This window comes from Jeongeupia wiesaeckerbachi (assembly GCF_050916355.1).
Taxonomy (GTDB): Bacteria; Pseudomonadota; Gammaproteobacteria; order Burkholderiales; family Chitinibacteraceae; genus Jeongeupia; species Jeongeupia wiesaeckerbachi.
This window is the reverse complement of sequence record NZ_CP136946.1, coordinates 829,628-850,359: the sequence shown is the minus strand read 5'-3', so window position 1 is coordinate 850,359 and position 20,732 is coordinate 829,628. Positions and strand designations below refer to the sequence as shown.

At 64.0% G+C, this 20,732-nt stretch carries 22 protein-coding genes and 1 tRNA gene; 11 read left to right on the top strand and 12 right to left on the bottom strand.

The annotated features are described in order from the left end of the window. Positions 1–5 precede the first annotated feature (5 nt). The 5 genes from cpaB to R0382_RS04190 form a co-directional block, all read right to left on the bottom strand. Positions 6–878: a Flp pilus assembly protein CpaB gene (gene cpaB, locus R0382_RS04210; protein ID WP_432722585.1), complete on the bottom strand. Its 873-nt coding sequence runs from the start codon at positions 876–878 to the stop codon at positions 6–8. 14 nt (positions 879–892) lie between these two features. Continuing rightward, positions 893–1,333, bottom strand: a complete 441-nt coding sequence (locus R0382_RS04205; RefSeq protein ID WP_432722583.1) for a TadE/TadG family type IV pilus assembly protein — start codon at positions 1,331–1,333, stop codon at positions 893–895. A gap of 57 nt (positions 1,334–1,390) precedes the next feature. Then, on the bottom strand, positions 1,391–1,564 hold the full coding sequence (locus tag R0382_RS04200) for a Flp family type IVb pilin (protein WP_432722582.1): 174 nt from the start codon (positions 1,562–1,564) through the stop codon (positions 1,391–1,393). Positions 1,565–1,652: 88 nt separating this feature from the next. After that, complete coding sequence (locus tag R0382_RS04195; protein ID WP_432722580.1) at positions 1,653–1,832, bottom strand: Flp family type IVb pilin; 180 nt, start codon at positions 1,830–1,832, stop codon at positions 1,653–1,655. A gap of 201 nt (positions 1,833–2,033) precedes the next feature. Next, on the bottom strand, positions 2,034–3,158 hold the full coding sequence (locus R0382_RS04190) for a GNAT family N-acetyltransferase (RefSeq protein WP_432722578.1): 1,125 nt from the start codon (positions 3,156–3,158) through the stop codon (positions 2,034–2,036). Positions 3,159–3,259: 101 nt separating this feature from the next. Between R0382_RS04190 and R0382_RS04185 the strand changes: the two genes are divergently transcribed. Then, positions 3,260–4,297, top strand: a complete 1,038-nt coding sequence (locus R0382_RS04185) for an oxidoreductase (RefSeq protein ID WP_432722576.1) — start codon at positions 3,260–3,262, stop codon at positions 4,295–4,297. Between the two features lie 122 nt (positions 4,298–4,419). On the opposite strand, the gene R0382_RS04180 is transcribed toward R0382_RS04185, so the two are convergent. The 3 genes from R0382_RS04180 to mutM all read right to left on the bottom strand — a co-directional run bounded on the left by R0382_RS04180 (position 4,420) and on the right by mutM (position 8,190). Then, positions 4,420–5,184, bottom strand: coding sequence for a copper homeostasis protein CutC (locus R0382_RS04180; protein WP_432722574.1), 765 nt, complete (start codon positions 5,182–5,184; stop codon positions 4,420–4,422). 110 nt (positions 5,185–5,294) lie between these two features. After that, entirely contained in the window at positions 5,295–7,313 is a 2,019-nt protein-coding gene (locus R0382_RS04175; RefSeq protein WP_432722573.1) for a dynamin family protein, read from the bottom strand. 61 nt (positions 7,314–7,374) lie between these two features. Continuing rightward, entirely contained in the window at positions 7,375–8,190 is an 816-nt protein-coding gene (mutM, locus tag R0382_RS04170; RefSeq protein WP_432722571.1) for a bifunctional DNA-formamidopyrimidine glycosylase/DNA-(apurinic or apyrimidinic site) lyase, read from the bottom strand. 94 nt (positions 8,191–8,284) lie between these two features. Here mutM and R0382_RS04165 point away from each other — a divergent pair, with 94 nt between their 5' ends. The 10 genes from R0382_RS04165 to R0382_RS04120 all read left to right on the top strand — a co-directional run bounded on the left by R0382_RS04165 (position 8,285) and on the right by R0382_RS04120 (position 16,298). Beyond that, positions 8,285–10,066 (top strand): tetratricopeptide repeat protein, encoded by a 1,782-nt coding sequence (locus R0382_RS04165; protein WP_432722569.1) that lies wholly within the window; start codon positions 8,285–8,287, stop codon positions 10,064–10,066. Beyond that, positions 10,066–10,605, top strand: a complete 540-nt coding sequence (gene lolB, locus R0382_RS04160; RefSeq protein WP_432722567.1) for a lipoprotein insertase outer membrane protein LolB — start codon at positions 10,066–10,068, stop codon at positions 10,603–10,605. Before R0382_RS04165 ends, lolB begins: the two co-directional genes overlap by 1 nt. After that, positions 10,593–11,462 (top strand): 4-(cytidine 5'-diphospho)-2-C-methyl-D-erythritol kinase, encoded by an 870-nt coding sequence (gene ispE / locus R0382_RS04155; RefSeq protein WP_432722565.1) that lies wholly within the window; start codon positions 10,593–10,595, stop codon positions 11,460–11,462. The genes lolB and ispE overlap by 13 nt, the downstream gene beginning before the upstream one ends. Before the next feature lie 15 nt (positions 11,463–11,477). Beyond that, positions 11,478–11,554, top strand: a tRNA-Gln gene (locus tag R0382_RS04150). Between the two features lie 61 nt (positions 11,555–11,615). After that, positions 11,616–12,566 carry a ribose-phosphate pyrophosphokinase gene (locus R0382_RS04145; RefSeq protein WP_189459903.1) on the top strand — a complete coding sequence of 317 codons (951 nt, stop codon included), beginning with the start codon at positions 11,616–11,618 and terminating at the stop codon, positions 12,564–12,566. 79 nt (positions 12,567–12,645) lie between these two features. Beyond that, positions 12,646–13,224, top strand: coding sequence for a 50S ribosomal protein L25/general stress protein Ctc (locus R0382_RS04140; RefSeq protein WP_432722563.1), 579 nt, complete (start codon positions 12,646–12,648; stop codon positions 13,222–13,224). Between the two features lie 141 nt (positions 13,225–13,365). Continuing rightward, on the top strand, positions 13,366–13,971 hold the full coding sequence (locus tag R0382_RS04135; RefSeq protein WP_432722561.1) for a hypothetical protein: 606 nt from the start codon (positions 13,366–13,368) through the stop codon (positions 13,969–13,971). Positions 13,972–14,034: 63 nt separating this feature from the next. Continuing rightward, on the top strand, positions 14,035–14,649 hold the full coding sequence (gene pth / locus R0382_RS04130; RefSeq protein ID WP_432722559.1) for an aminoacyl-tRNA hydrolase: 615 nt from the start codon (positions 14,035–14,037) through the stop codon (positions 14,647–14,649). Position 14,650: 1 nt separating this feature from the next. Further along, a complete protein-coding gene (locus tag R0382_RS04125; protein ID WP_432722557.1) occupies positions 14,651–15,256 on the top strand; it encodes an AAA family ATPase in 606 nt (201 codons plus the stop codon). Between the two features lies 1 nt (position 15,257). Further along, positions 15,258–16,298, top strand: a complete 1,041-nt coding sequence (locus R0382_RS04120) for a CobW family GTP-binding protein (RefSeq protein WP_432722556.1) — start codon at positions 15,258–15,260, stop codon at positions 16,296–16,298. On the opposite strand, the gene R0382_RS04115 is transcribed toward R0382_RS04120, so the two are convergent. The 4 genes from R0382_RS04115 to R0382_RS04100 all read right to left on the bottom strand — a co-directional run bounded on the left by R0382_RS04115 (position 16,276) and on the right by R0382_RS04100 (position 20,732). Beyond that, positions 16,276–16,779 carry a hypothetical protein gene (locus R0382_RS04115; RefSeq protein ID WP_432722554.1) on the bottom strand — a complete coding sequence of 168 codons (504 nt, stop codon included), beginning with the start codon at positions 16,777–16,779 and terminating at the stop codon, positions 16,276–16,278. The genes R0382_RS04120 and R0382_RS04115 overlap by 23 nt on opposite strands. Positions 16,780–16,910: 131 nt before the next feature. After that, positions 16,911–17,384 carry a hypothetical protein gene (locus R0382_RS04110; protein ID WP_432722552.1) on the bottom strand — a complete coding sequence of 158 codons (474 nt, stop codon included), beginning with the start codon at positions 17,382–17,384 and terminating at the stop codon, positions 16,911–16,913. A 187-nt stretch (positions 17,385–17,571) separates the two neighbouring features. Continuing rightward, the gene (gene ccsB, locus R0382_RS04105) at positions 17,572–18,690 is read right to left on the bottom strand and encodes a c-type cytochrome biogenesis protein CcsB (protein WP_432722550.1); all 1,119 of its coding nucleotides are present in this window, start codon (positions 18,688–18,690) and stop codon (positions 17,572–17,574) included. Beyond that, entirely contained in the window at positions 18,687–20,732 is a 2,046-nt protein-coding gene (locus R0382_RS04100; protein WP_432722549.1) for a cytochrome c biogenesis protein ResB, read from the bottom strand. Before R0382_RS04100 ends, ccsB begins: the two co-directional genes overlap by 4 nt.

The window sequence follows — 20,732 nt, the reverse complement described above, 5'->3', positions numbered from 1 at the left end:
GTCCTTTATTGTTGTCCCTTACCACGGATCACCTCCACGCCGGATTCGTTGTTGGCTGGCTGTTGCGTCGCTTTGACCGGTGCAATTCGCTCGGCGGTGGCAACTTGTCGAACCGGCGGTGGCGCGACCGTGCGCAGCGGCACGGCACCGGCAGGCGTGCCGGCCAGCTCGGACACGGTGCGAATGGCAACGTCGTCGGTATTCGCCCCAGGGGCGCGCAGGACAAGCGTCAGCTGGCCGTGCTGCTGTCCTAGAATCAGATCGCCGACGGCCGTCGCCGGAATGGCCAGCACTGCGGAGCGCGCCTTATCGTTCTGGCCGCCATCATTGCTGCCCGGTAGAGCTGGGTCGCTTTTGGCACCGACCGCCTTGGGGCCGAATGCCAGAACGCGAATGTCGGTCAGCAGACGGTTGGCTTCGCTGTGCAGTACCTCCTGATCGTCCCGGCGCAGCGCAAGGTAGACGTCGACCCGATCACCCGGTTGCAAGCGGTTGCCGACGGCTTTTACTTCGTCGACGGCTAGGGCGAGCGCTCGCTCGTCGGGCGCCAGCATCTCGGCAAAACCGGGGACCGAAAAATCGCTTTCGGTGAGCACCGCGCCGGCACTGATGCTGCGTGCCGGTAGTCGCCCGGCCACGGCCTCCGCGGTCGTCAATGCGCCGGGGATGGCGACGGTTTGCTGGGTCGCGCGGACCTGTTCCACGGAAACAGGCTGGCCCGGCGTCAGATTGACGCTGGCCTGGACAACGGTATACAGCGGCGCCTGGCTGGCCAGTGGCTTGTGGGCCGACGACCAACGGGCGCCGAGTGCAAAGCCCATCAGTGCCAGACCGATTGCGCCAAGGCCGTAGGCGGTGCGTTTGAGTCGGGTCGACATATGCGCACTCCCTTTTAGTTGAGAACAAGCTGATCAAGCTGGACCGCGGCCTGACTACTGATCGTTGTCGGGTAGGGCAAACCCAGCATCGACGGCAAAATGGGCTGTGCGGCGTAGGGGTAGTTCACGACAATGGCGAGGCAAGTGAGATTGCTCGGGCAGGTGCCACTTGCTGTCTGGATATGGATGTCGAGGAAGGATTGTCGCGTGGTTGGCCAACCGCTGACGGCCTGCTGGACAGCGGCGGTGATGGCTGCGTTACGCGCAGTGGCATCGACGGCGTAGCGCATTGCGGCACGCCCACCCTCGGCTGCTGCCAGCGTCAGTTGCTGTTGCAATACGAACAACAACGAGTACGCGACCATGCCGTAGAGCAGCAGTAGCAGTAGTGGCAGCGTCAGCGCAAACTCAAGCGCAGCGGCACCTTGATGGGATCTCGAAGCGGGTATTGGCATGGTGTGTTCCCTGCCTATTTGGATGCGGTGCTCGGTGTGTCATTGACGTTGAATGGGTCAAACGCAGGAAGACGGTGTCGTCAGACAGGTGCCGATTTTCGAAAACAAGCCGGAAATATTCGTGCCGAGCGCCGCCGCAGCTACAGCAATTACGATGGCGATCAATGCAGCAATCAACGCGTACTCGATTGCTGTAGCTCCACGTTGACGACTAAGGCGTTGTGCAATCATTTACGTTTCTCCCGTTTGACCTGATTTGCCTAGGAGGGTGGCCTTTGAGGCGAGGCAAATCTGGTCACCCTCGATTGCAAACGTAGGGTTACGTGCATGAGGCAGGCGTTGTGATGCAAGTGCCGATCTTGGTGAAGATACCTTTTAGATTGGTGCCAAGCGCTGCTGCGGCTACAGCGATGACAATCGCAATCAGGGCCGCGATGAGTGCGTACTCGATTGCGGTGGCGCCTTGTTGCCGGCGGGGGCGTGAGATCGAGATATTCATGACATTCCTCCTTGCCAAATCTGGCTACATCCCTGACCGGATTGTTCCTGCATCGGTCAGGTTCAGTTGCAGCTTAGGAAGGAGCGCCGGTGCAATCCGGGCTTGCTGACGAACGGCGTACGCATGTATCGCAATAATTTATTTTTTGCTGCCGTTTTTTGTAATTTTTAGTGCGTCGGCAGCGTGGCGACGCAGTTCGGCTTAGTTGAGCGGGGCTGCATAGCGGACAGTCAGTCCGTCGAGTTCGGCCGAGATTTGACGCGTTTCCAGATGGACGGCGCGGGCGATCGCCTGATGGAAGCCCGGGTGGCGCAGCCAATGCGCCGAGCGCGTCAGTACCGGCGCAAAACCGCGGGCGAGCTTGTGTTCGCCCTGGGCGCCGCCTTCAAACACCGGCAGTGAATGTTCGAGCGCATATTCGATGCCCTGGTAGTAGCACAGCTCGAAGTGCAAAGCCGGCACGAAACCGGCTTCATCCCATTGCGCGCCCCAGTAGCGGCCGTAGAGGCGGTCACCGTCGACCAAATCGAGCGCTGCGGCGATGGGCTTGCCATCGCGATAGGCGAGGATCAGCAGGCAGGCATCGGGCAGTGATCGCCAGAGCCGCAGGAAGAAGTCGAGGGTCAGGTAGGGACTGCTGCGGTGTTCGTCGTAGGTATTGGCATAACAGGCGGCGAAAAAACGCCAATCTGTTTCGGTGATCGCCGCGCCGTGTTTGCGGACGATTTCGACACCGGCGTCGGCGACCTTGCGTCGCTCCTGGCGGATTTTCTTGCGCTTGGTCGCCTTGAGTGCGTCGAGAAAGTCGTCGAAATCGCGCCAGCCTTGCTGCCGCTGCCAGTGGAACTGGATCTGGCTGCGCAGGAAAAAACCGGCAGCTTCGAGCGCCGTGGCGTCGGCTTCACCGTGAAACAGCACATGGACCGAGCCGGCATCGAGCGATTCGGCGGCGGCCCGCAAGCCGTGTGCCAGTTGCAGACGTTGCGCGTCGTTCGATGCCAGCAGTCTTGATCCGGGGACCGGGGTGAACGGCACGGCGGCGACGAGCTTCGGGTAGTAGTCGACGCCGTGCTGCTCGTACGCGCGTGCCCATGACCAATCGAATACATACTCGCCGAACGAATGCCCCTTCAGATAGAGCGGGACTGCTGCGGCGAGATCGTCCAGCGTCAGGTGACACGGTTGCCAGCCGGTTCGGGCACTGACGCAGCCGCTGTGTTCGAGCGCGTCGAGGAAGGCGAGCTGCAGCACCGTCTGGCTGCCGGCCAGCGCGTTCCAGCGTGCGGCGTCGAGCGCGGCGATACGAGAATGAAGCTGGATGTTCATGAGCAGGTCCAAAGGCGTTGTGGCTAGGGTAAAGCCCGAGCGACAGCGGCGGCAAGGCAGCGTAGAACGGGCCGGTTGACCCGCGAGGTGGGAGCCGCGCTATGAAAAAACAACTACAAGTCGGGCTGATCGGCTACGGCAATGCCGGCAAGACTTTTCACGCACCGCTGATTGCTGCGACACCGGGCCTGAAGCTGGCGACGATCGCATCGAGCCGGCCGCTGGCGGTCAGCGCCGATTGGCCCGATGTCGAGGTCGAACCCGACGCCGAAGCGCTGATCGCCCGGCGCGACCTCGATCTGGTGGTGATCGCGACGCCGAATGACAGCCACGCATCGCTGGCGCGCGCGGCCTTGCTGGCCGGTCGCAATGTCGTCGTCGACAAGCCGTTCACGCTGACGGTTGCCGAGGCCGAGTCGCTGGCGGCGCTTGCCGCGCAAACCGGGCGACTGCTGTCGGTCTTCCACAACAGTCGCTGGCATGCCGACTTCATCGCCATTCGCAGTGCGATCGCGGCGGGCCGGATCGGCGCGGTCAAACAGTTCGAAAGCCGGGTCGACCGTTTCCGGCCGGTGGTCCAGCAACGCTGGCGCGAGTCGGCGCAGCCCGGTTCCGGGCTGTGGTATGACTTCGGTCCGCACCTCGTCGATCAGGCGCTGCAACTCTTTGGCGTGCCGCAGACCGTCTGGGCCGATCTGGCGCAGCGGCGCGACGGTGCGCTCGCCGACGATGATGTCCACGTCGTGCTTGGCTATCGGGACCTACGCGTCGTGCTCGGGGTCAGCAACCTTGTGGTGGGCGGCGGTCACCGCTTTCTCGTCCATGGCACCGGTGGCAGCCTGGTCGTCGACGGCGCCGACAGCCAGGCCGAGCAACTCAAGGCCGGCATGCGGCCGGGCCACCCGGCGTGGGCCTTCGATGCGCGGCAGATGGCCTTGTTTACCGAGTTTGACGGCGAGACCCGCAAGCAGCACATCGATCTGCCGCGCGGCGAATACACCGCCTATTACGCCGGCATTCGCGATGCCTTGCTTGGCACCGGCCCGAATCCGGTGATGCCGTCCGACGCCGTGGCGGTGATGCGGGTGATCGAGGCCGGTATCGCCAGCAGCCGGACCGGCCGGCGTATCGATCTTTGACCCTGTGCCCGGGCTGTTGCTCCGGGGCGTCCATTGCTCGGGCCCGCATTGATCGAAAGCGGCGCCAGCACGGCCATCCCTCTCGTGCGGTGCTGGCGATCGATCCTTGGCTGAGGCGCGGTTTACGGGGCCAGCGCACCGTGGGCGTTGGCGACCAGCTCGCGAACCAGCGTGGCGTCGGTGTCGACGATCGCGTATTCGTCCTGGCCCGGAGCGCCCATCTTGACCACGGCGTTGCGGTAGCGCATCGCGCTGTCGCGTGGCGCCCGCCCCGAACTGTGGTACTCGCGGCAACCGGTCGATCGCACCAGTTCGGCGATGTTGTGGCCGCGCACGCCGGCGCCGGGCATCACGATCAGCCGGTCGCCGGCGATCTCGTTCAGTTGCTTGAGCATTGCCACGCCTTCGAGCGCACTCGGTGCCTGGCCGCTGGTGAGCAAGCGGTTGCAACCGGTGGCGATCACGTCTTCCAGCGCCTTGAGCGGATCGCGGGCTACGTCGAAAGCGCGATGGAAGCTGACCTGCATCGGCGCGGCCAGTTCGACCAGCTCCTTGGTCCGGGCGACATCGATGTCACCGTCGGCGGTCAGCAGGCCGATGACGACGCCGTCGGCACCGATCTTCTTGCAGGCGAGGATGTCGCGCTTCATCACCTCGAATTCGACCTCGTCATAGAGGAAGTCGCCGCCGCGTGGGCGAATGATGACGTTGAGCGTGATCCACAAGCGGTCGCGCGCGACGGCGATGGCGCCGTGCGACGGCGTCGTACCGCCTTCGAGCAGGTTGTCGCAGAATTCGACGCGTGCGGCGCCGCCTTCCTGTGCGGCCAGACACGAATAAACCGAACCGGCGCAGATTTCCAGCTGGATTTGATCGGGTGCGGACATGGGCTTCCTCCGTGGGCAATGAAGGCGATGTTAGCGCCGCCGGCCGCTGAGCCCAAACAAAAAGCCGCGCAATGGCGCGGCTTTTTTCACGGTGAAGGCTTGGGGCGATCTCAGGCCGCGCGGCCTTCGCGCACCATGCCGCCGTTGAGCACGGCAAACACCGCGCGCTGACGTTCGTTCAGCTCGGACAACTGCTGCGTCAACTGGCGGTCGATGTCCTCAAGCTCTTCGATCCGGCCTTCGAGCGTATCGGTCGCCTTGTGGATGCGCTTGATGCTTTCGAGCCGGCGGCGCAGTTGCAGCTGGTGTTCCTTCACCTGGGTTTCCATCGGCGCCATCACCGCTTTCAGCCAGTGTTCGACGTCGCGGTTGGCAACCTCGAACACATAGACGACACGGCTGGCGACGGTTTCGAAGAACTTGTGCGTCAGGCGGCCCTGGCTCGTCGTCAGCAGCCGGCCGACAGTGTTGAAGTGCTCGCGGAACGACTTCTCGAGCCGTGCCAGTTCCTTGTGATATTTCAGCGTCGAGAACGGCGGCGGCGTCACCTGGCCAAGACCGTGCTCGTCGCTGAACTTCTTGTACATCGCCGCCATCATCGCCTGCACCTCGGCGACCTGTTCGGCAGCGCGGCTGATGTTGTCGTTCACGTCCTTGAAGAAGCGGTCCATGATCGCGCGCAGCCCGGTTTCACCGAACGAGAACAGGCTGCGTTCCATCTCGGCGCGGATGCCGGCGATCTGCGCCTTCAGCGCGTCCATGCCCAGCAGCGTCAGCAGCTGGTTCTGCTGTTGCGAGAAGATCGAACGCAAGGCCTGGAAGCGCACCAGCCCCTGTTCGAATTCCTTCTTGTCGGCCTGCACCTTGTCCATCATCTGCGCGACGACATCTTGGTTCTTGCCACGCAGGCCGGTCAGCTCGAACAGCTGCTCGGTGACGCCGTCACGCCGCGCCGACAGAATGCCGCGCGTCGCCATCACGATGTCCTCGACCTCGGTCACCGTCGCATCACGGACGATGTCGAGCTTGGCCGGCAGCAACTCTTCCGACAGCGCGGTTTCCAGCGCGGTCAGGCGCGAACGCTCGAGCAGTGCGGCGTTGTCCTGCACCTTGGCGACCAGCGCTTTCTGCGCCGACACCGGGTAGACCTGCCGCGTCGAGATGCCGAGCAGCTGCGCGGTGGTGTCGACCTGGCGGACGATTTCGGCTTCGGTTTCGGCCGGCGATTTCAGTTCGTCCCACAGCGTATCGATCTTGTTGAGCACGACCAGCCGGCCGCGACCGCTGCCCTGCGACTTGCCGATGTGGTTGCGCCAGACGTCGATGTCGCTCTTGGTGACGCCGGTCTCGGCGGCCAGGATGAACAGGATGGCGTGTGCGTTCGGCAGCAGGTTCAGCGTCAGCTCGGGTTCGGTACCGATCGCGTTCAGCCCCGGCGTGTCGAGGATCACCAGTCCCTGTTCGAGCAGCGGATGCGGGAAATTGATGATCGCGTGGCGCCAGCACGGAATCTCGATCGTGCCGTCGTTGCCGACGACGAGCTGCTGATCGATGTCGCCAGCGTCGTAGAGACCGAATTTCTGCGCTTCATCGAGCCGTGCCCGGCGGGTTTCGCCGACGCGGCGAAACGCGGCGAGCAACTGGTCGGGGTTGTCGATGTCGAGCGGAATCGTCGTCCATTCTTCCGGGTAGCGACGGTATTCGCTGGTGGTGACGTTCTGCGCGCGCGTCTCGATCGGCAGCAGCTTGATCGACGGGGCCTCGCTGCCGTCGTAGAGCAACTCGGTCGGACACATCGTCGTCCGGCCGGCGCTGGAAGGCAGCACGCGCTTGCCGTAGTGGGCGAAGAAGATCGCGTTGATCAGCTCGGACTTGCCGCGCGAGAACTCGGCGACGAAGGCGATTTTGAGTTTGTCGTCGCGCAGCTTGGACTGCAGCGCGTTGATGCGCAGCTGGGTCTGCGCGTCGTCGAGGTCCTGTTCGGACAGCCAGCGCGACAGTTGCGACACCGACTGGGTCAGCGTGGCGCGCCACTGGCTATAGGCCTGGAAGTCGCCGACGAGGCGATCGCCTGCGTCGGCCGGATCGTTGACTGCGACTTCGTCGCGATGCAGGTAATCGGTGCTCATCGGGCGCACGGCCTCATATTGTAAATATTGCCGCTGTTATCACCCGCCCGCGCGACGCTTGTCAACGCTGGCAGTGGGGGCAGTAGTAGCTTGTCCGCTGGCCGATACGAATTTGCCGGATGAGCGTGCTGCAAACGCGGCACGGTGTGTCATTCCGGCCATAGACGAAGGCGTTGAGCTGGAAGTAACCGGGCTTGCCTTCGGAGTCGACGAAGTCGCGCAAGGTGCTGCCGCCGGCGGCGATCGCCTCGGCCAGCGTGGCCTTGATCGCGTCGGCGAGCTTGGCTGTTTCGGCCGGGGTCAGCGACGCGGCCGGCCGCTCCGGATGCACGCCGGCGCGGAACAGCGATTCCGAGGCGTAGATATTGCCGACGCCAACGACGACATGGTTGTCCATGATCACCAGCTTCACCGCACGACGCGTGCGCGCGAGCGCTGCGGCGAGGTGGGCAGCGTCGAAGGCGTCGGACAGCGGCTCGGGGCCGAGCGCGGCGATCAGCGGATGCGTGCTGCCGTCGCCGTCGGCCCACAGCAGCGCGCCGAAGCGGCGCGGATCGCGATAACGCAACCGTGTCCCCGAGGTGAGCACCAGATCGAAGTGGTCGTGTTTTTCGGGCGGATAGGCTTCGGTCAGCACCCGCAGGCTGCCGCTCATGCCAAGGTGAATGATGGCCGTGCCAGTGTCGAAACCGATCAGCAGATACTTGGCGCGGCGCCGGAGCGAGCGGATCGGCTGGCCGGCTATCCGTTCCGGCAACTCGGGCGGAATCGGCCAGCGCAGCCTGGCTTCACGGACGATCAGTTCGCGTACGACGGCGTCGTCGAGATAGGGGGCAACGCCGCGGCGTGTGGTTTCGACTTCGGGCAGCTCGGGCATGGTCTTTACTGGTAAGGCGTGCCGGCATTTGGACGCCGTGACGCCGATTCATTAAGATCAGTCTGTCTAACATAAAACAGGCCAAATCGTCGCTATGACTAAATCGCCCGCCGTTCGTACCACGCGTTTGCTGTCGGCGTTGCTGCTGGCGTTCGGGCTGTCGGCCTGCGCGTCGATGGGCACACCGGGCGCCGTCGGCAACGCCAGTGAACCCGCCGCGGAAGCGCCGGGGCTCGACGACGATGCGATTCCCGACGACAAGCTGCCCAAGATACCGCTGAGCAGCGAATTGATGTTGCGCTTCCTCGTCGGCGACATCGCGCTACAGCGCGATCGGCCGCAACTGGCGGCGCAAACCTGGCACGATCTGGCGCAACGGACCAATGACCCGCGCGTTGCACGTCGCGCGACCGAGATCGCCATCGGTAGCGGCCAGCTGACGATTGCCCGCGACGACGCGCAGCGCTGGATCGACGCCGTGCCCGATTCGGTTGCCGCGCGACAGGTGATGCTCAGCCTGCTGATCCGCGCCAACCGGCTCGACGAAGCCAAGCCGCACATTCAGGCGCTGCTGGCCGCGCAGCCCGAGGAAATCGCACCGTTCTTCCTGCAGATGCACATGCTCTGGGACAAGAACACCGATCGCGAAGCGGCGCTCAAGCTCACCGAAGAGCTGACCACGCCGTATCCGAAGCTGGCCGAGGCACGCTTTGCCCGTGCCGTCGCGCTGGCCAACGTCGGCCGTATCGACGACGCCTTGAAAGAGCTCGATGAGGCCAACCGGCTCAAGGCCAACTGGGAGCCGGCGATCCTGTATCGCGCCCAGTTGATGGGCAAGTCGGCAACGCCGCAGGCGCGGATCGACTACCTGAATTCGGCCGAACGTGCCTTGCCGAAATCGATGGCGCTGCGCTCGGCGCTGGCGCGCGAATACGTCGAGGCGGGGCGTTTCGATGCGGCGCTCGGTGTCTACAACGAAATGCTCGCACTGCAGCCGAACAACCTCGAGGCGCTGACCGGTAGCGGTCTGGTCGCGCTACAGACGCACGATCTCGACACGGCGGAAAAGCGGCTGACGCGCGCGACCGAGCTGGCACCGCAGCAGACCGGCAACCTCCGCTACTACCTTGGCCAGATCGCCGAGGAAGGCTATCGCTTTGCCGATGCGCGGGACTGGTATGAAGCCGTCGACGGCGAGTTCAAACCGTCGGCCGACAAGCGCCTCGTCCGAGTGCTGGCGCGACTGGGCGACATCGACGGCGCGCAGGCGCAGGTCAAGGCGATCCCGGCACCGAACGACGAAGCGAAAATCGAGAAGATCCAGCTCGAAGCATCGATCTGGCGCGAGGTGAAGCAATACCGCAAGGGCTACGACTTGCTGAGCGAAGGCCTCAAGCGCTACCCGGCGAGCACCGACCTGCTGTACGACCGCTCGCTGTTCTCGGACCTGATGGGCAATCAGGCCGAGGCCGAGGCCGAATTGCGCCGTTATCTGGCACTCGAACCCGATAGCGCCATCGGCATGAATGCGCTCGGATATACGCTGGCCAACCGGGCGGCCCCGGGCGACAAGGCCAAACTGGTCGAATCGCAGAAGCTGCTCGACGCAGCGTTGGCCAAGGAGCCCGGCAACCCGACCGTGCTCGACAGCTTGGGCTGGCTGCGCTATCGCCAAGGCCGGCTGAATGATGCCAAGACCCTGCTCGAGAAGGCCTACGCCCGGATGCCCGATCCGGAGATCGGTGCCCACTTGGCCGAAGTGCTCTGGCAGCTTGGCGACAAGGCCGAGGCGCGCAAGATTTTCGATACGGCGGCCAAAGTTGATCCGGACAATGAGATCGTCCGCGAGGCGGTGCAGCGGCTGGGCGTGAAGTGATGCGTCGTCGTTGTGGCCTTGCGCTGCTGGCCGGCGCCTTGCTGGCCGGCTGCGCCAGCTTGCCGCCGCCGGCCGCCGGCGATCTGGTGGCCTTGGGCCGGGTCAGCATCAAGCGGCCTCAGGGTAGCGACTACGCCAATTTCATCTGGACCTGGCATGCCGCCGAGAGCCGGCTGGCGCTGAATAATCCGCTGGGCCAGACACTAGCCGAGCTGACGATGACGCCGACCGGCGCACGCTATCGCGATGCCGACGGCCGGGTGCTGAGTGCCGCCGACGCCGATGCCCTGTTGCAGGATGGACTGGGCTGGTCGGTGCCGGTTAACGGTCTGGTGCATTGGCTCAAGGGCGAGGCCGATCCGGGCAGCCCGGCGACGGTGCGCGATGCCGATGGCAAACGCACGATTCTCCAGGCGGGTTGGCAGATCGAATTGTCCGAATGGTTGCCCCGTACCGACGGCCAGCGCCTGCCGCGCCGGCTGCACCTGACCCGTCCCGATCTTGACCTGCGCATCGCGATTTCCGAATGGCAACCCTGAACGATTTTCCGCCGGATGCGGCGGGCTGGCGCGCGTTTCCTGCGCCGGCCAAACTCAACCTGTTTTTGCACATCGTCGGTCGCCGTGACGATGGCTACCATCTGCTGCAGTCGGTATTCCAGCTGATCGATCTGGCCGACAGCATCCGCTTGCGCTGGCGCGACGACGGCGACATCGTCCGCGTCGATCCGCTGCCCGGCGTCCCCGCCGAAAGCGATCTGACCGTACGCGCCGCGCGCTTGCTGCAGCGGGAAACCGGTTGCCGCTTTGGCGTCGATATCGCCGTCGACAAGCGTCTGCCCATGGGCGGTGGCGTCGGCGGCGGCAGCTCGGATGCGGCGACGGTGTTGCTGGCGCTGAACCGGCTATGGCGGCTCGACCTGAGCCGAGAGCGCTTGATGCAGCTTGGGGCATCGCTCGGTGCCGATGTGCCGTTCTTCATTTTCGGCGAAACCGCTTTTGTCGAGGGCATCGGCGAAAGAATGACCGCGGTTCCAAGCGCTGCCGGCTATTTCGTCGTGCTGCATCCGCCGGTGCACGTGCCGACGCCGGAAATTTTTCGTGACCCCTGCTTGACACGGGATACACCGTCACTTAATATGCGCGACCTCAACACAGCAACTACCCGCAACGATTTGCAGGCAGTGGCTGTCAGGAAGCATCCTGTGGTCGGGCAATACATCGCCTGGCTGGGCCGGTTTTCACCGGCAAGGATGACCGGTTCCGGAAGCTGTGTGTTTGCACATTTCGCTTCACAAGCCGGCGCAGATACAGTAGTATCGCAGCTTCCTCGGGACATGACCGGATGGGTTGCGAAAGCAGCAGATCGGCATCCGTTGAAAGAATTTGCCGGGTGATCGGCAAGTGCCGCTAGGGGAGTCGCCAAGTTGGTTAAGGCATCGGATTTTGATTCCGACATGCGAAGGTTCGAATCCTTCTTCCCCTGCCAAATTCGAAAAGAAAAGCGTGTAACCCGGGTTACACGCTTTTCGTTTTTCTAGGGTTTGAAAATGGCTTACGACAGCCTCATGGTCTTTACCGGCAACGCTAACCCCAAGCTTGCCGATCGTGTTGTCAATCATCTCGACATCTCGCTAGGCCGGGCAACCGTCGGCCGTTTCTCCGATGGCGAAGTCACCGTCGAGCTGCTTGAAAACGTTCGCGGCCGCGACGTCTTCGTTCTGCAGTCGACCTGTGTGCCGACCAACGACAACCTGATGGAAATGATCCTGATCGTCGACGCGCTCAAGCGCGCATCGGCCGGCCGGATCACCGCCGCGATCCCGTATTTCGGCTACGCCCGCCAGGACCGCCGCCCGCGCTCGGCGCGTGTGCCGATCTCGGCCAAGGTCGTCGCCAATATGTTGCAAGCCGCCGGTGTCGACCGCCTGCTGACCGTCGACGTACACGCCGACCAGATCCAGGGCTTCTTCGACATCCCGGTCGACAACATCTACTCGACGCCGGTGCTGTTCGCCGACATCCGCGCGCAGAACTACGAGAACCTGATGGTCGTGTCGCCGGACGTTGGCGGCGTGCTGCGTGCCCGCGCGATGGCCAAGCAGCTCGGCACCGACATGGCGATCATCGACAAGCGTCGCCCGAAGGCCAACGTCGCCGAAGTGATGCACATCATCGGCGACGTCAAGGACCGGACCTGCCTGATCGTCGACGATATGATCGATACCGCCAACACCCTGTGCAAGGCCGCCGCCGCGCTGAAAGCGCATGGCGCCAAGCGCGTGCTGGCGTACGCGACGCACCCGGTGTTCTCCGGTGCCGCGGTCGAGCGCATCCTGCAGTCGGATCTCGACGAAGTCGTCGTCACCGACACGATTCCGCTTTCGGACACCGCCGAACTGTCGGGCCGCATCCGCTGCGTCTCGATCGCCGGCCTCTTGGCCGAGACGATGCGCCGCATCAACAACGAAGAGTCGGTGTCGTCGCTGTTCGTTGACTAATTCAGGGGGAATCATCCCCCGGAATCGACAGCCTTCCTGGTCGCGGGAGGCTGTTGCTTTTAATGCTATGGAGCAAACCATGACTTACGAAATTCAAGCTGCAGCCCGTGCTGCACAGGGTACCGGTGCGAGCCGCCGCCTGCGCAAGACTGGCAAACTGCCGGGTATCGTTTACGGCGGCAGCGCTGCACCGCTGGCGATCGAACTCGATCACAACAGCATGTACTACACCCTGCAGGAAGAGGCTTTCCACACCGCGCTGATCAAGCTCTCGGTGGAAGGCAAGACCGAACAGGTGCTGCTGCGCTCGGTGAACTACCACCCGTTCAAGCAGCAAGTGCTGCACGTGGACTTCCAGCGCGTTGAAGCCGGTTCCACCATTGAAGTGCGCGTGCCGCTGCACTTCGTCGGTGCCGACACCTGCGAAGGCGTGAAGCTGCAAGGCGGTTCGATCCGTTACATCCTGAACGATGTGAAGGTTCGCTGCCTCGCCGACAAGATCCCGGAATTCCTCGATGTGGATCTGTCGAAGATGGCCGTTGGCAAGACCATCGCCCACTTGGCCGACATCGTGCTGCCGGAAGGCGTGACGCTGCTGGCTCTGGCTCGCGGCGAAGACCTCGCTGTTGCCAGCCTGAACGGTGCCAAGGCCGGTTAATCCAGCCCGCTCCGATCGAAACCCGCCGTGGCGCAAGCCCGGCGGGTTTTTTGTTGGTCTGCCGGCGCGGCGTGCTTGATTCGTTGATCATCTGGTCTTGCGCTACGATGACGTCATCATTGCCGATTGATCGGGGCTTTTATGTATTCGAACGAAAAACCCGAAGACCAGGACGTTCATCGCAAACACGTTCCCAGCCCGCTTGAACTGCTTGCCAGCCTGCCGGTCATCCCGCCGCGATACCGCACCAAGGTACGCGCGGTGTGCTTGCTGCTCGGTCTGCTATTCCTGCTCTACTGGATGGCGCCGCGCTGGGGCGTTTCACCGTTCCATTCACGTCAGGACGGTCTCGATTATTTGCCGCACTTTACCGATGTCCAGGCGCCGCGTTTTCAGTCGACCGCGCCAAAGCGGACGCCGGATGCCGTGGTCACCGTGGGCTGGCCGGGCTGGCAGCTGGAGCAATATGTCAGGCGGGATGGTGAGGCCAGCAGCTGGCTGGTGCTGCGTAATGCCGACGGCAGCGTGCGTTGGCAGCGGGTGGCCGACAATGACAACTGGCTCGGTGATTTCCGGCTCAAGCCCGATTCGGCGCACTGGGCGTGGTTCGGTGGCTGGGTGGTTGAATTGCAATCGCCGCAGGTCGATGCGGCGCACTTGTATCTGACGCCGGACGGCTCGCCCAGATTGATCCGCCAGTGGCCGAACGCGCAAGCCAGGGCCAGGCTCAAGGCACTGGGCGCCTAGGCGGCGACTCGCGTTATCATGGTGGCCTTGCCTGCCGCGGGCGGGCCATTTGTACTGTTAGCGATGTCTCCAATCAAACTGATCGTCGGTCTGGGCAATCCCGGTGCCGACTATGCGGCCACCCGCCACAATGCCGGCTTCTGGTGGGTCGACCAGCTGGCACGCGATGCCGGCATTTCCTTGCGTCACGACGCAAAATTCCACGGTCTTGCCGGCCGCGCCCGCTTCGACGGCCGCGAGGTGTGGCTGCTCGAACCGCAGACCTATATGAACAAGAGCGGGCTGTCGGTCGTCGCGCTGGCGCAGTTCTACAAGATCCTGCCGAACGAAATCCTCGTCGTTCACGACGAACTCGATCTGCCTGCGGGGCAGGTCAAGCTCAAGCAGGGCGGCGGGCACGGTGGCCACAACGGGCTGCGCGACATCCAGACGCATCTGTCGACGCCGGCCTTCTGGCGATTGCGCGTCGGTGTCGGCCACCCGGGCAACCGCAACGAGGTCGTCAACTTTGTGCTCAAGCCGCCGCGCAAGGAAGAGCAGGACGCGATCGACGATGCGCTGACCCGCGCGCACCACGTGCTGCCGATGCTGCTGGCCGGCGAGACCGGTGCGGCGATGCAGAAGCTGCATACCGACGACAGCAAGACCCGGCCGCACAAGCCGCTTCCGGAGGGCTGAGATGCAGACAATCCTGGTGGCCAACCCGAAGGGCGGCAGCGGCAAGACAACGGTGGCTATCCAGCTGGCCAGCTGGTTTGCCTGGCAGCGGCGCCCGGTCGTGCTGGCCGATCTGGATCGCCAGCATTCGGCCTTGCGCTGGCTGCAGCAGCGGCCCGAGACCTTCCCGCCGATTCGCGGCCGCGAGGAAATCGTCGACCGCCTGCCGGCCGACGCGGTACAGGTGCTCGACAGCCCGGCCGGGCTGCACGGCAAATTGTTCGATGCGGCTTTGCAAGCCGCCGACCGCATCGTCGTGCCGATGCAGCCGGCCGCATTCGATCGCTGGGCCAGTGCCGATTTCTTCGCCCGGCTGGCCGACGAAAAGCGCGTCCGCAAGGGCAAGGTCGAGATCGCGCTGATCGGCATGCGCGTCAACGCCCGAACGCAGACGGCGCGCGATTTCGCCGCCTTCGTCGACGAGGCGGGCCTGCCGCTACTGACGACGATCCGCGACACGCAACTCTATGTGCAACTGCAGCCGCGCGGGCTCGCGCTGTTCGACCTGCCGCGCCCGCGTTTCGAACGCGATTACGGCCAATGGCAACCGCTGCTGAACTGGTTTTGAGATGACAACGAATCAAGCCATTCCGGTCAATCTGGTGACCGGTTTCCTCGGTGTCGGCAAGACAACGGCGCTGACACGATTGCTGGCCGATAAACCGGCGGGCGAATACTGGGCGATCATCGTCAATGAATTCGGCGAAGTCGGTATCGACGGTGCGACGCTGTCGTCCAGTGCCGACGACCTGAACGTGGCCGAGGTGCCGGGCGGCTGCATCTGCTGCACCACCAGCCCGATGTTGCGAACCACGCTGACCCGGCTGGCGCGCGGCCGGCGACCGGATCGGCTGCTGATCGAGCCATCGGGCCTCGGCCATCCGGCCGGGATCATCGACCTGCTGCGCGATCCGTTCCTGTCCAAGGTCTATCAGCCGCAGGCGGTGGTGACGCTGGTCGATCCGCGCCACCTCGGCGACGCACGCTACACGACGCACGAAACCTGGCGTGACCAGATCGAACTTGCCGATGTGCTGGTGCTGAACAAGACCGATCTTGCCGATGTCGACCAACTCGCGCATGCCCATCGCTTTGCCGCTGCGCTGTATCCGCCAAAGCTGGCGGTCGTCGAGGCGAGGCAGGGGGCGTTCGATCCGGCGCTGCTGGATCTGGCCCTGGAGGCTGAACGCTGGCCGGCGGCGGCGGAGGCCAAGACGCTGGCCCACACGCTGGCGCCACGCCGGTCGGTCGCGACCGGTCGTGCCGCGCCGCTGTTCTGGCCGGACCGCAACCTTCAGGCCAGCCTGGGTTCGGAGAGTTGTGGCTGGGTGTTTCCGCCCGAGACGCAGTTCGATTCGGCGCAGCTGGCCGATCTGTTCGAAGCCGCTGCGCAGCTCTTGCCCGGATTGACGCGGGCGAAAGGGGTATTCAATACCGAACGCGACTGGTATCGGCTCGACTGGGTCGATGGGATGATCGGGGCCGCGGTTTCGGCTTACAGGCGTGATTCCCGGGTCGAATTCATCGTCGCCGGCGACGTGCCACCCGACTGGGCCGGCATCGCCTCCCGGCTGGCGGCGGCGATGCTCAGCGGCGCAGGATCGCGCTGATCTGCTGCAGGTAACTTTGCGCTACGGCGCCGTGGCCGCGGCTGGTCATTAGCGACTCCCAGTGCTGCAGGCATTGGTGCAGACCCGCCAGGTCGGCGCACTGGCCGAGCACGCGATCGATCCACTCGTCGAGTTCGCCACGCAGATGGGTATTGTTGCTGATGTAGACGATCTGGCGAATCTGCGCGAGCTGCTTGCTGCCCAGCGTGATGGGGCTCGGGGCCGGAATGGCCGCCGCGGTCGGGGCGGGCGCCGGTACCGGGCCGATCTGCCCGGCGATTTTTTCGACCATGCCGTCCCATTCGAGCTCGAGCAGGGCTTGCAGCAGTTCACGCCCGCTCAAGGTCGTGACCAGCTGATCGGTGGTCTTGATGCCGTCGATCTGGATCAGCAGCTGACGCGACTTGGCCGCCAGTCCGCTTGAACGGTTGACCATTTCGGCGAGCCCCTGCTGGGTCTTGCGATATACCACGCCTTGCATGCAGGTTGTTCCTGACTGAAAATTCTGACGAATATATTACGCGCTTGTCGTCACATCCGCTGCTCGGGCGACGTGGGCCGTGTGTGGCCGACCGATCCGGTCATCATGAAACATGACTTGTAACGAAAGAATCAGGTTTGTTCTGCGCGAATCTCCCGCAAGACGCGATCGGCGATGCTCCGGTGGCCCGAACGACGCAGCGCGGTTTGCCAGTCGTCGAGCAATTGCTCGAGCGCATCGGCGCCATCGAGTGCGGCAAAGGCGGCATCAAAGCGAACGAGCCAGTTGTCGCCGAGATAAACCCGGCTGCTTTCCTGGACCAGTGCCTGGACCTTGGCGAGCTTTGCGGTGGTCGGCAGACTGGCGGACGGTCTCGATGGTGCGACAGCCGGCGCGCCAGTGGCCTCGGCGATCAGCGCCAGCTCGCGCAGCCTTGCCAGCGTCGCGTCGACGTCGGTGGCCGGCGCCAGTTGCCGGAGCGCGGTGACGTCACGGTGGCCGTCGATCATGATCAGCAATTGGCGTGCCTTGAAACTGAGCAGGTCGGTGCGGGTTGCCAGTTCTTGCTGGGCCTTGGCGGTCTTGTGATAAATCGTGTTTTCCATGCTTCCCCCCCCGGCCTCGCTGACATCGACTTAGAAAGTCGCAGCGTGGTTTTGCGCGCTGCCGATGCGTTTTCGTAGCATAGTCTTACAGACTACAATTGTGTGAACGTGGCTTGACAGTGTTGTATCGAGCGCAAGAAAAAGCCCGCGCGATGCGCGGGCTTTTTCGGCGGCGGAGCAGGGCGGGCTACAGGCCGCCGTAGGAGTGCAGGCCGGAGAGGAACATATTGACGCCGAGGAAGGCAAACGTCGTCACCAGCAGGCCGACCACCGACCACCACGCCAGCACATTGCCGCGCCAGCCTTTGACCAGCCGGACATGCAACCAGGCGGCGTAGTTGAGCCAGACGATCAGCGCCCAGGTTTCCTTCGGGTCCCAGCTCCAGTAGCCGCCCCAGGCATCGGCGGCCCACATCGCGCCGAGGATGGTCGCAATGGTGAAGAACAGGAAGCCGACGGCGATGGCCTTGTAGGCGACTTCGCCGAGGGTGTCGTAGCTTGGCAGCTTGTCGACCAGGAAACCGCGCGAGATCAGCAGTTGCGCGAGGCCGAGCATCGCGGCCAGCGCGAAAGCGCCATAGCCGACGAAATTGGCCGGCACATGGATCTTCATCCACCACGACTGCAGCGCCGGAATCAGTGGCTGGATTTCATGTGCGCCGCGATCGAAGGAATACCAGAGGATGAAGCCGACGGCGGCGCTGATCACCAGCAGCACGAAGGCGCCCATGCTGCGCGCGGCGAAGCGCGCCTCGTAATACAGGTACATCAGTGCGGTGATCAGGCAGAACAGCACGAACACTTCGTACAGGTTCGAGACCGGAATATGGCCGACATCGGGGCCGATCAGATAGCCCTCGTACCAGCGCACCAGGATCGAGCTCAGCGCCGCGGTCGCGGCGGCCCAGCTCAGCCCCGATGCGATCGACAGGCTGCTGGCGCTGCGGCGCAGCAGGCCGATCCAGTACATCAGCGTGGCGAGGAAGAACAGCACGCACATCCACATCACCAGCGACTGGCTGGCGAGCAGGTATTTGAGGAAGAAGTTGCTGCCGCCTCGGCCGAGATCTCGGTCGTACAGCTCGATTGCGGCCAGCGCAATGGCGCCGCACAAGGGCAGGAAGCGCTGCATGGCCGGCCAGAAGCGGCCGAACCAGATCAGCCCGGCGGCGGTGGCGAACAGGATGCCTTGTTCGTAGTAATCCATCGCACCGCGGTAGCGGCCGAAGCTGATCATCGCTGCGATCAGCACCAGCGCGGCGAACGCGATGGCACCGACGGGGCGTTTGGCGGGAAGCGTGGTCATGCGGATTCTCCGTCCGGATCGGCGTGTTCCGGCTTGGGTAGCAATGCCGCACTGTGTGCGGCAAAGGCGTGATCGAGGTCGGCGTTGCGGCGGTTGCTGGTCATCGCGACCAGGGTCCGGCCTGCTTCAAGCCGGACCCACAGCCGCTCTTCGCGGATGTAGAACATGCAGAAGATGCCGAGCACCAGCAGGATAGAGCCGAGGTAGACGACGGTCTTGCCCGGCGAGCGCGTCAGCTGGAAGCCGCTGGCCTGGACCTGGGTAAAGCCGGTCGGCTGCAGGTAGACGGCCGAGCCGTAATCGAACAGATTGCTGGTTGCGACGAGGCTGTCCATCAGGAAGCGGTAGTTGGTCTCGTTCATCGGCAGCGGCGTCAGGCCGGCCTGACGCTGCGATAGCGCGAATGCTTCGACCGCAGCACCCTGAAGGATCTTCAGATAGGTCTGCGCGACGGTCTGGCGCTGGTCGGCCGGCACCTTGCCGTCGAGGAAACGCTCGAGCGCAGGGAAGCCGCCGCTGCCGAACTGCGTCAGCACGTTGCGGGTGACTTCGGCAAACTGGGCCTGATTGGTCGCCGAGAACGCGCCGTCACGGAAGGCAGCGTCGGCGGTGGCCTTGGCGATCGCCGGGTATTGCTGCGGATCGAGCAGCGTGTGCCGCACGCGCATATAGGTGGCGACCTTGCCCTCGGCGTCGAGCGGCATGCGGACGAAGGAGAAGGGCTGGGCCACTTCGCGGCGCATGCCCGTAACCAGATAAAGATGGTCGTCCAGCGCTTGCGGCGCCAGATAGTTCAGGTACTCGACGGCTTGGCCGGTCGCGTCGCGTAATTTGAACTGCACCGACGGGCCGAGGTTGCGCAGATTGTGCTCGCCCTTGACGCTGGCCGCCTGCGACAGCGCCTGTTCGAACTTGTTGACGGTGACCGCCGACTGCGTTGGCTCGGCCTTGCCGAGGTTCTCGATATTGAAGACGCGCAAGTCGCCGGTTTCGAGCGTGTACGGCTGGCCGGCGATCGTCAGCGCGCTGCTCGCTTGCGAGCGGGCGTCGAGCGCGGTCGTCTTGCCGCTGTCCAGATCCCAGCGTGCAAAGTTCAGCGGCGAGCCGCCATCACCGAAGCTGGCTTGGTAGATCGCGACGCCGTCGACGACCATCGGCTTGTTGACCTCGATGGTGCCGCTCTGGCGGACCTTGCCGCTCTGGCGATCGAGGATGTCGATGTCCGAGGCAAAGCGCTTCGGCTGGCCGGTGGTGTAGTAATCGACATGGAACTGCTTGAGCCGGATCGCGAACGGCAGCTCCTGGACGAAGTAGCCGTTGCCGGCGTTCAGGAAGACCACATCGGCCGCGGCGCCTTCGGGCACCGTGACGTTGCCGCGGAAGGACAGATTGCCGTCGCTGAGCCGGCTGTGCTGCGGCACCTGGCCCTGCGGCATGTCGCGGGTCTCGGGCGTCTTGTGGCCGGCCAGTTCCATCAGCTTGAGCGGCAGGTTGCCGTCGAGCAGGCCGCCGACGCAGATCACCACGATGGCCGCATGCGCGAACAGATAGCCGAGCTTCTGCCATGCACCACGCTTGGCCGCGACCTGCCAGACGCCGTCGTGCTCGCGCTGCTTGAAACGAAAGCCCGACTGGGTCAGGTGCGCCAGGATCGCATCGCGGCCGGGCTGGCCGTCGGCTTCGGCGTGATGCGCCATCAGGCGCAGCGAATTGCGCCCGGCTTTCTCGCGCCAGCCACGGATGTCGCGCAGCATGCCGGGCACGTGGCGCCAGATGCACAGCGACGTCGACAGCATCAGGAAGGCCAGCAGCAGCAAGAACCAGCTGGTGTGATAGACGTCGAACAGGCCCAGCGGCTCGAAGATGCGGAACCAGAAATCGCCGAACTCGAAGCGATAATTGACGTAGGGCTCGTTCTGCTTGAGCACGGTGCCGATCACCGAGGCGATCGAGAGTACGCTGAGCAGGCTCACGGCAAAGCGCATCGACGAGAACAGCTCGAAGAGCGCTCGCCCGAACGGTGCAGGATGGTGGCGAGGCAT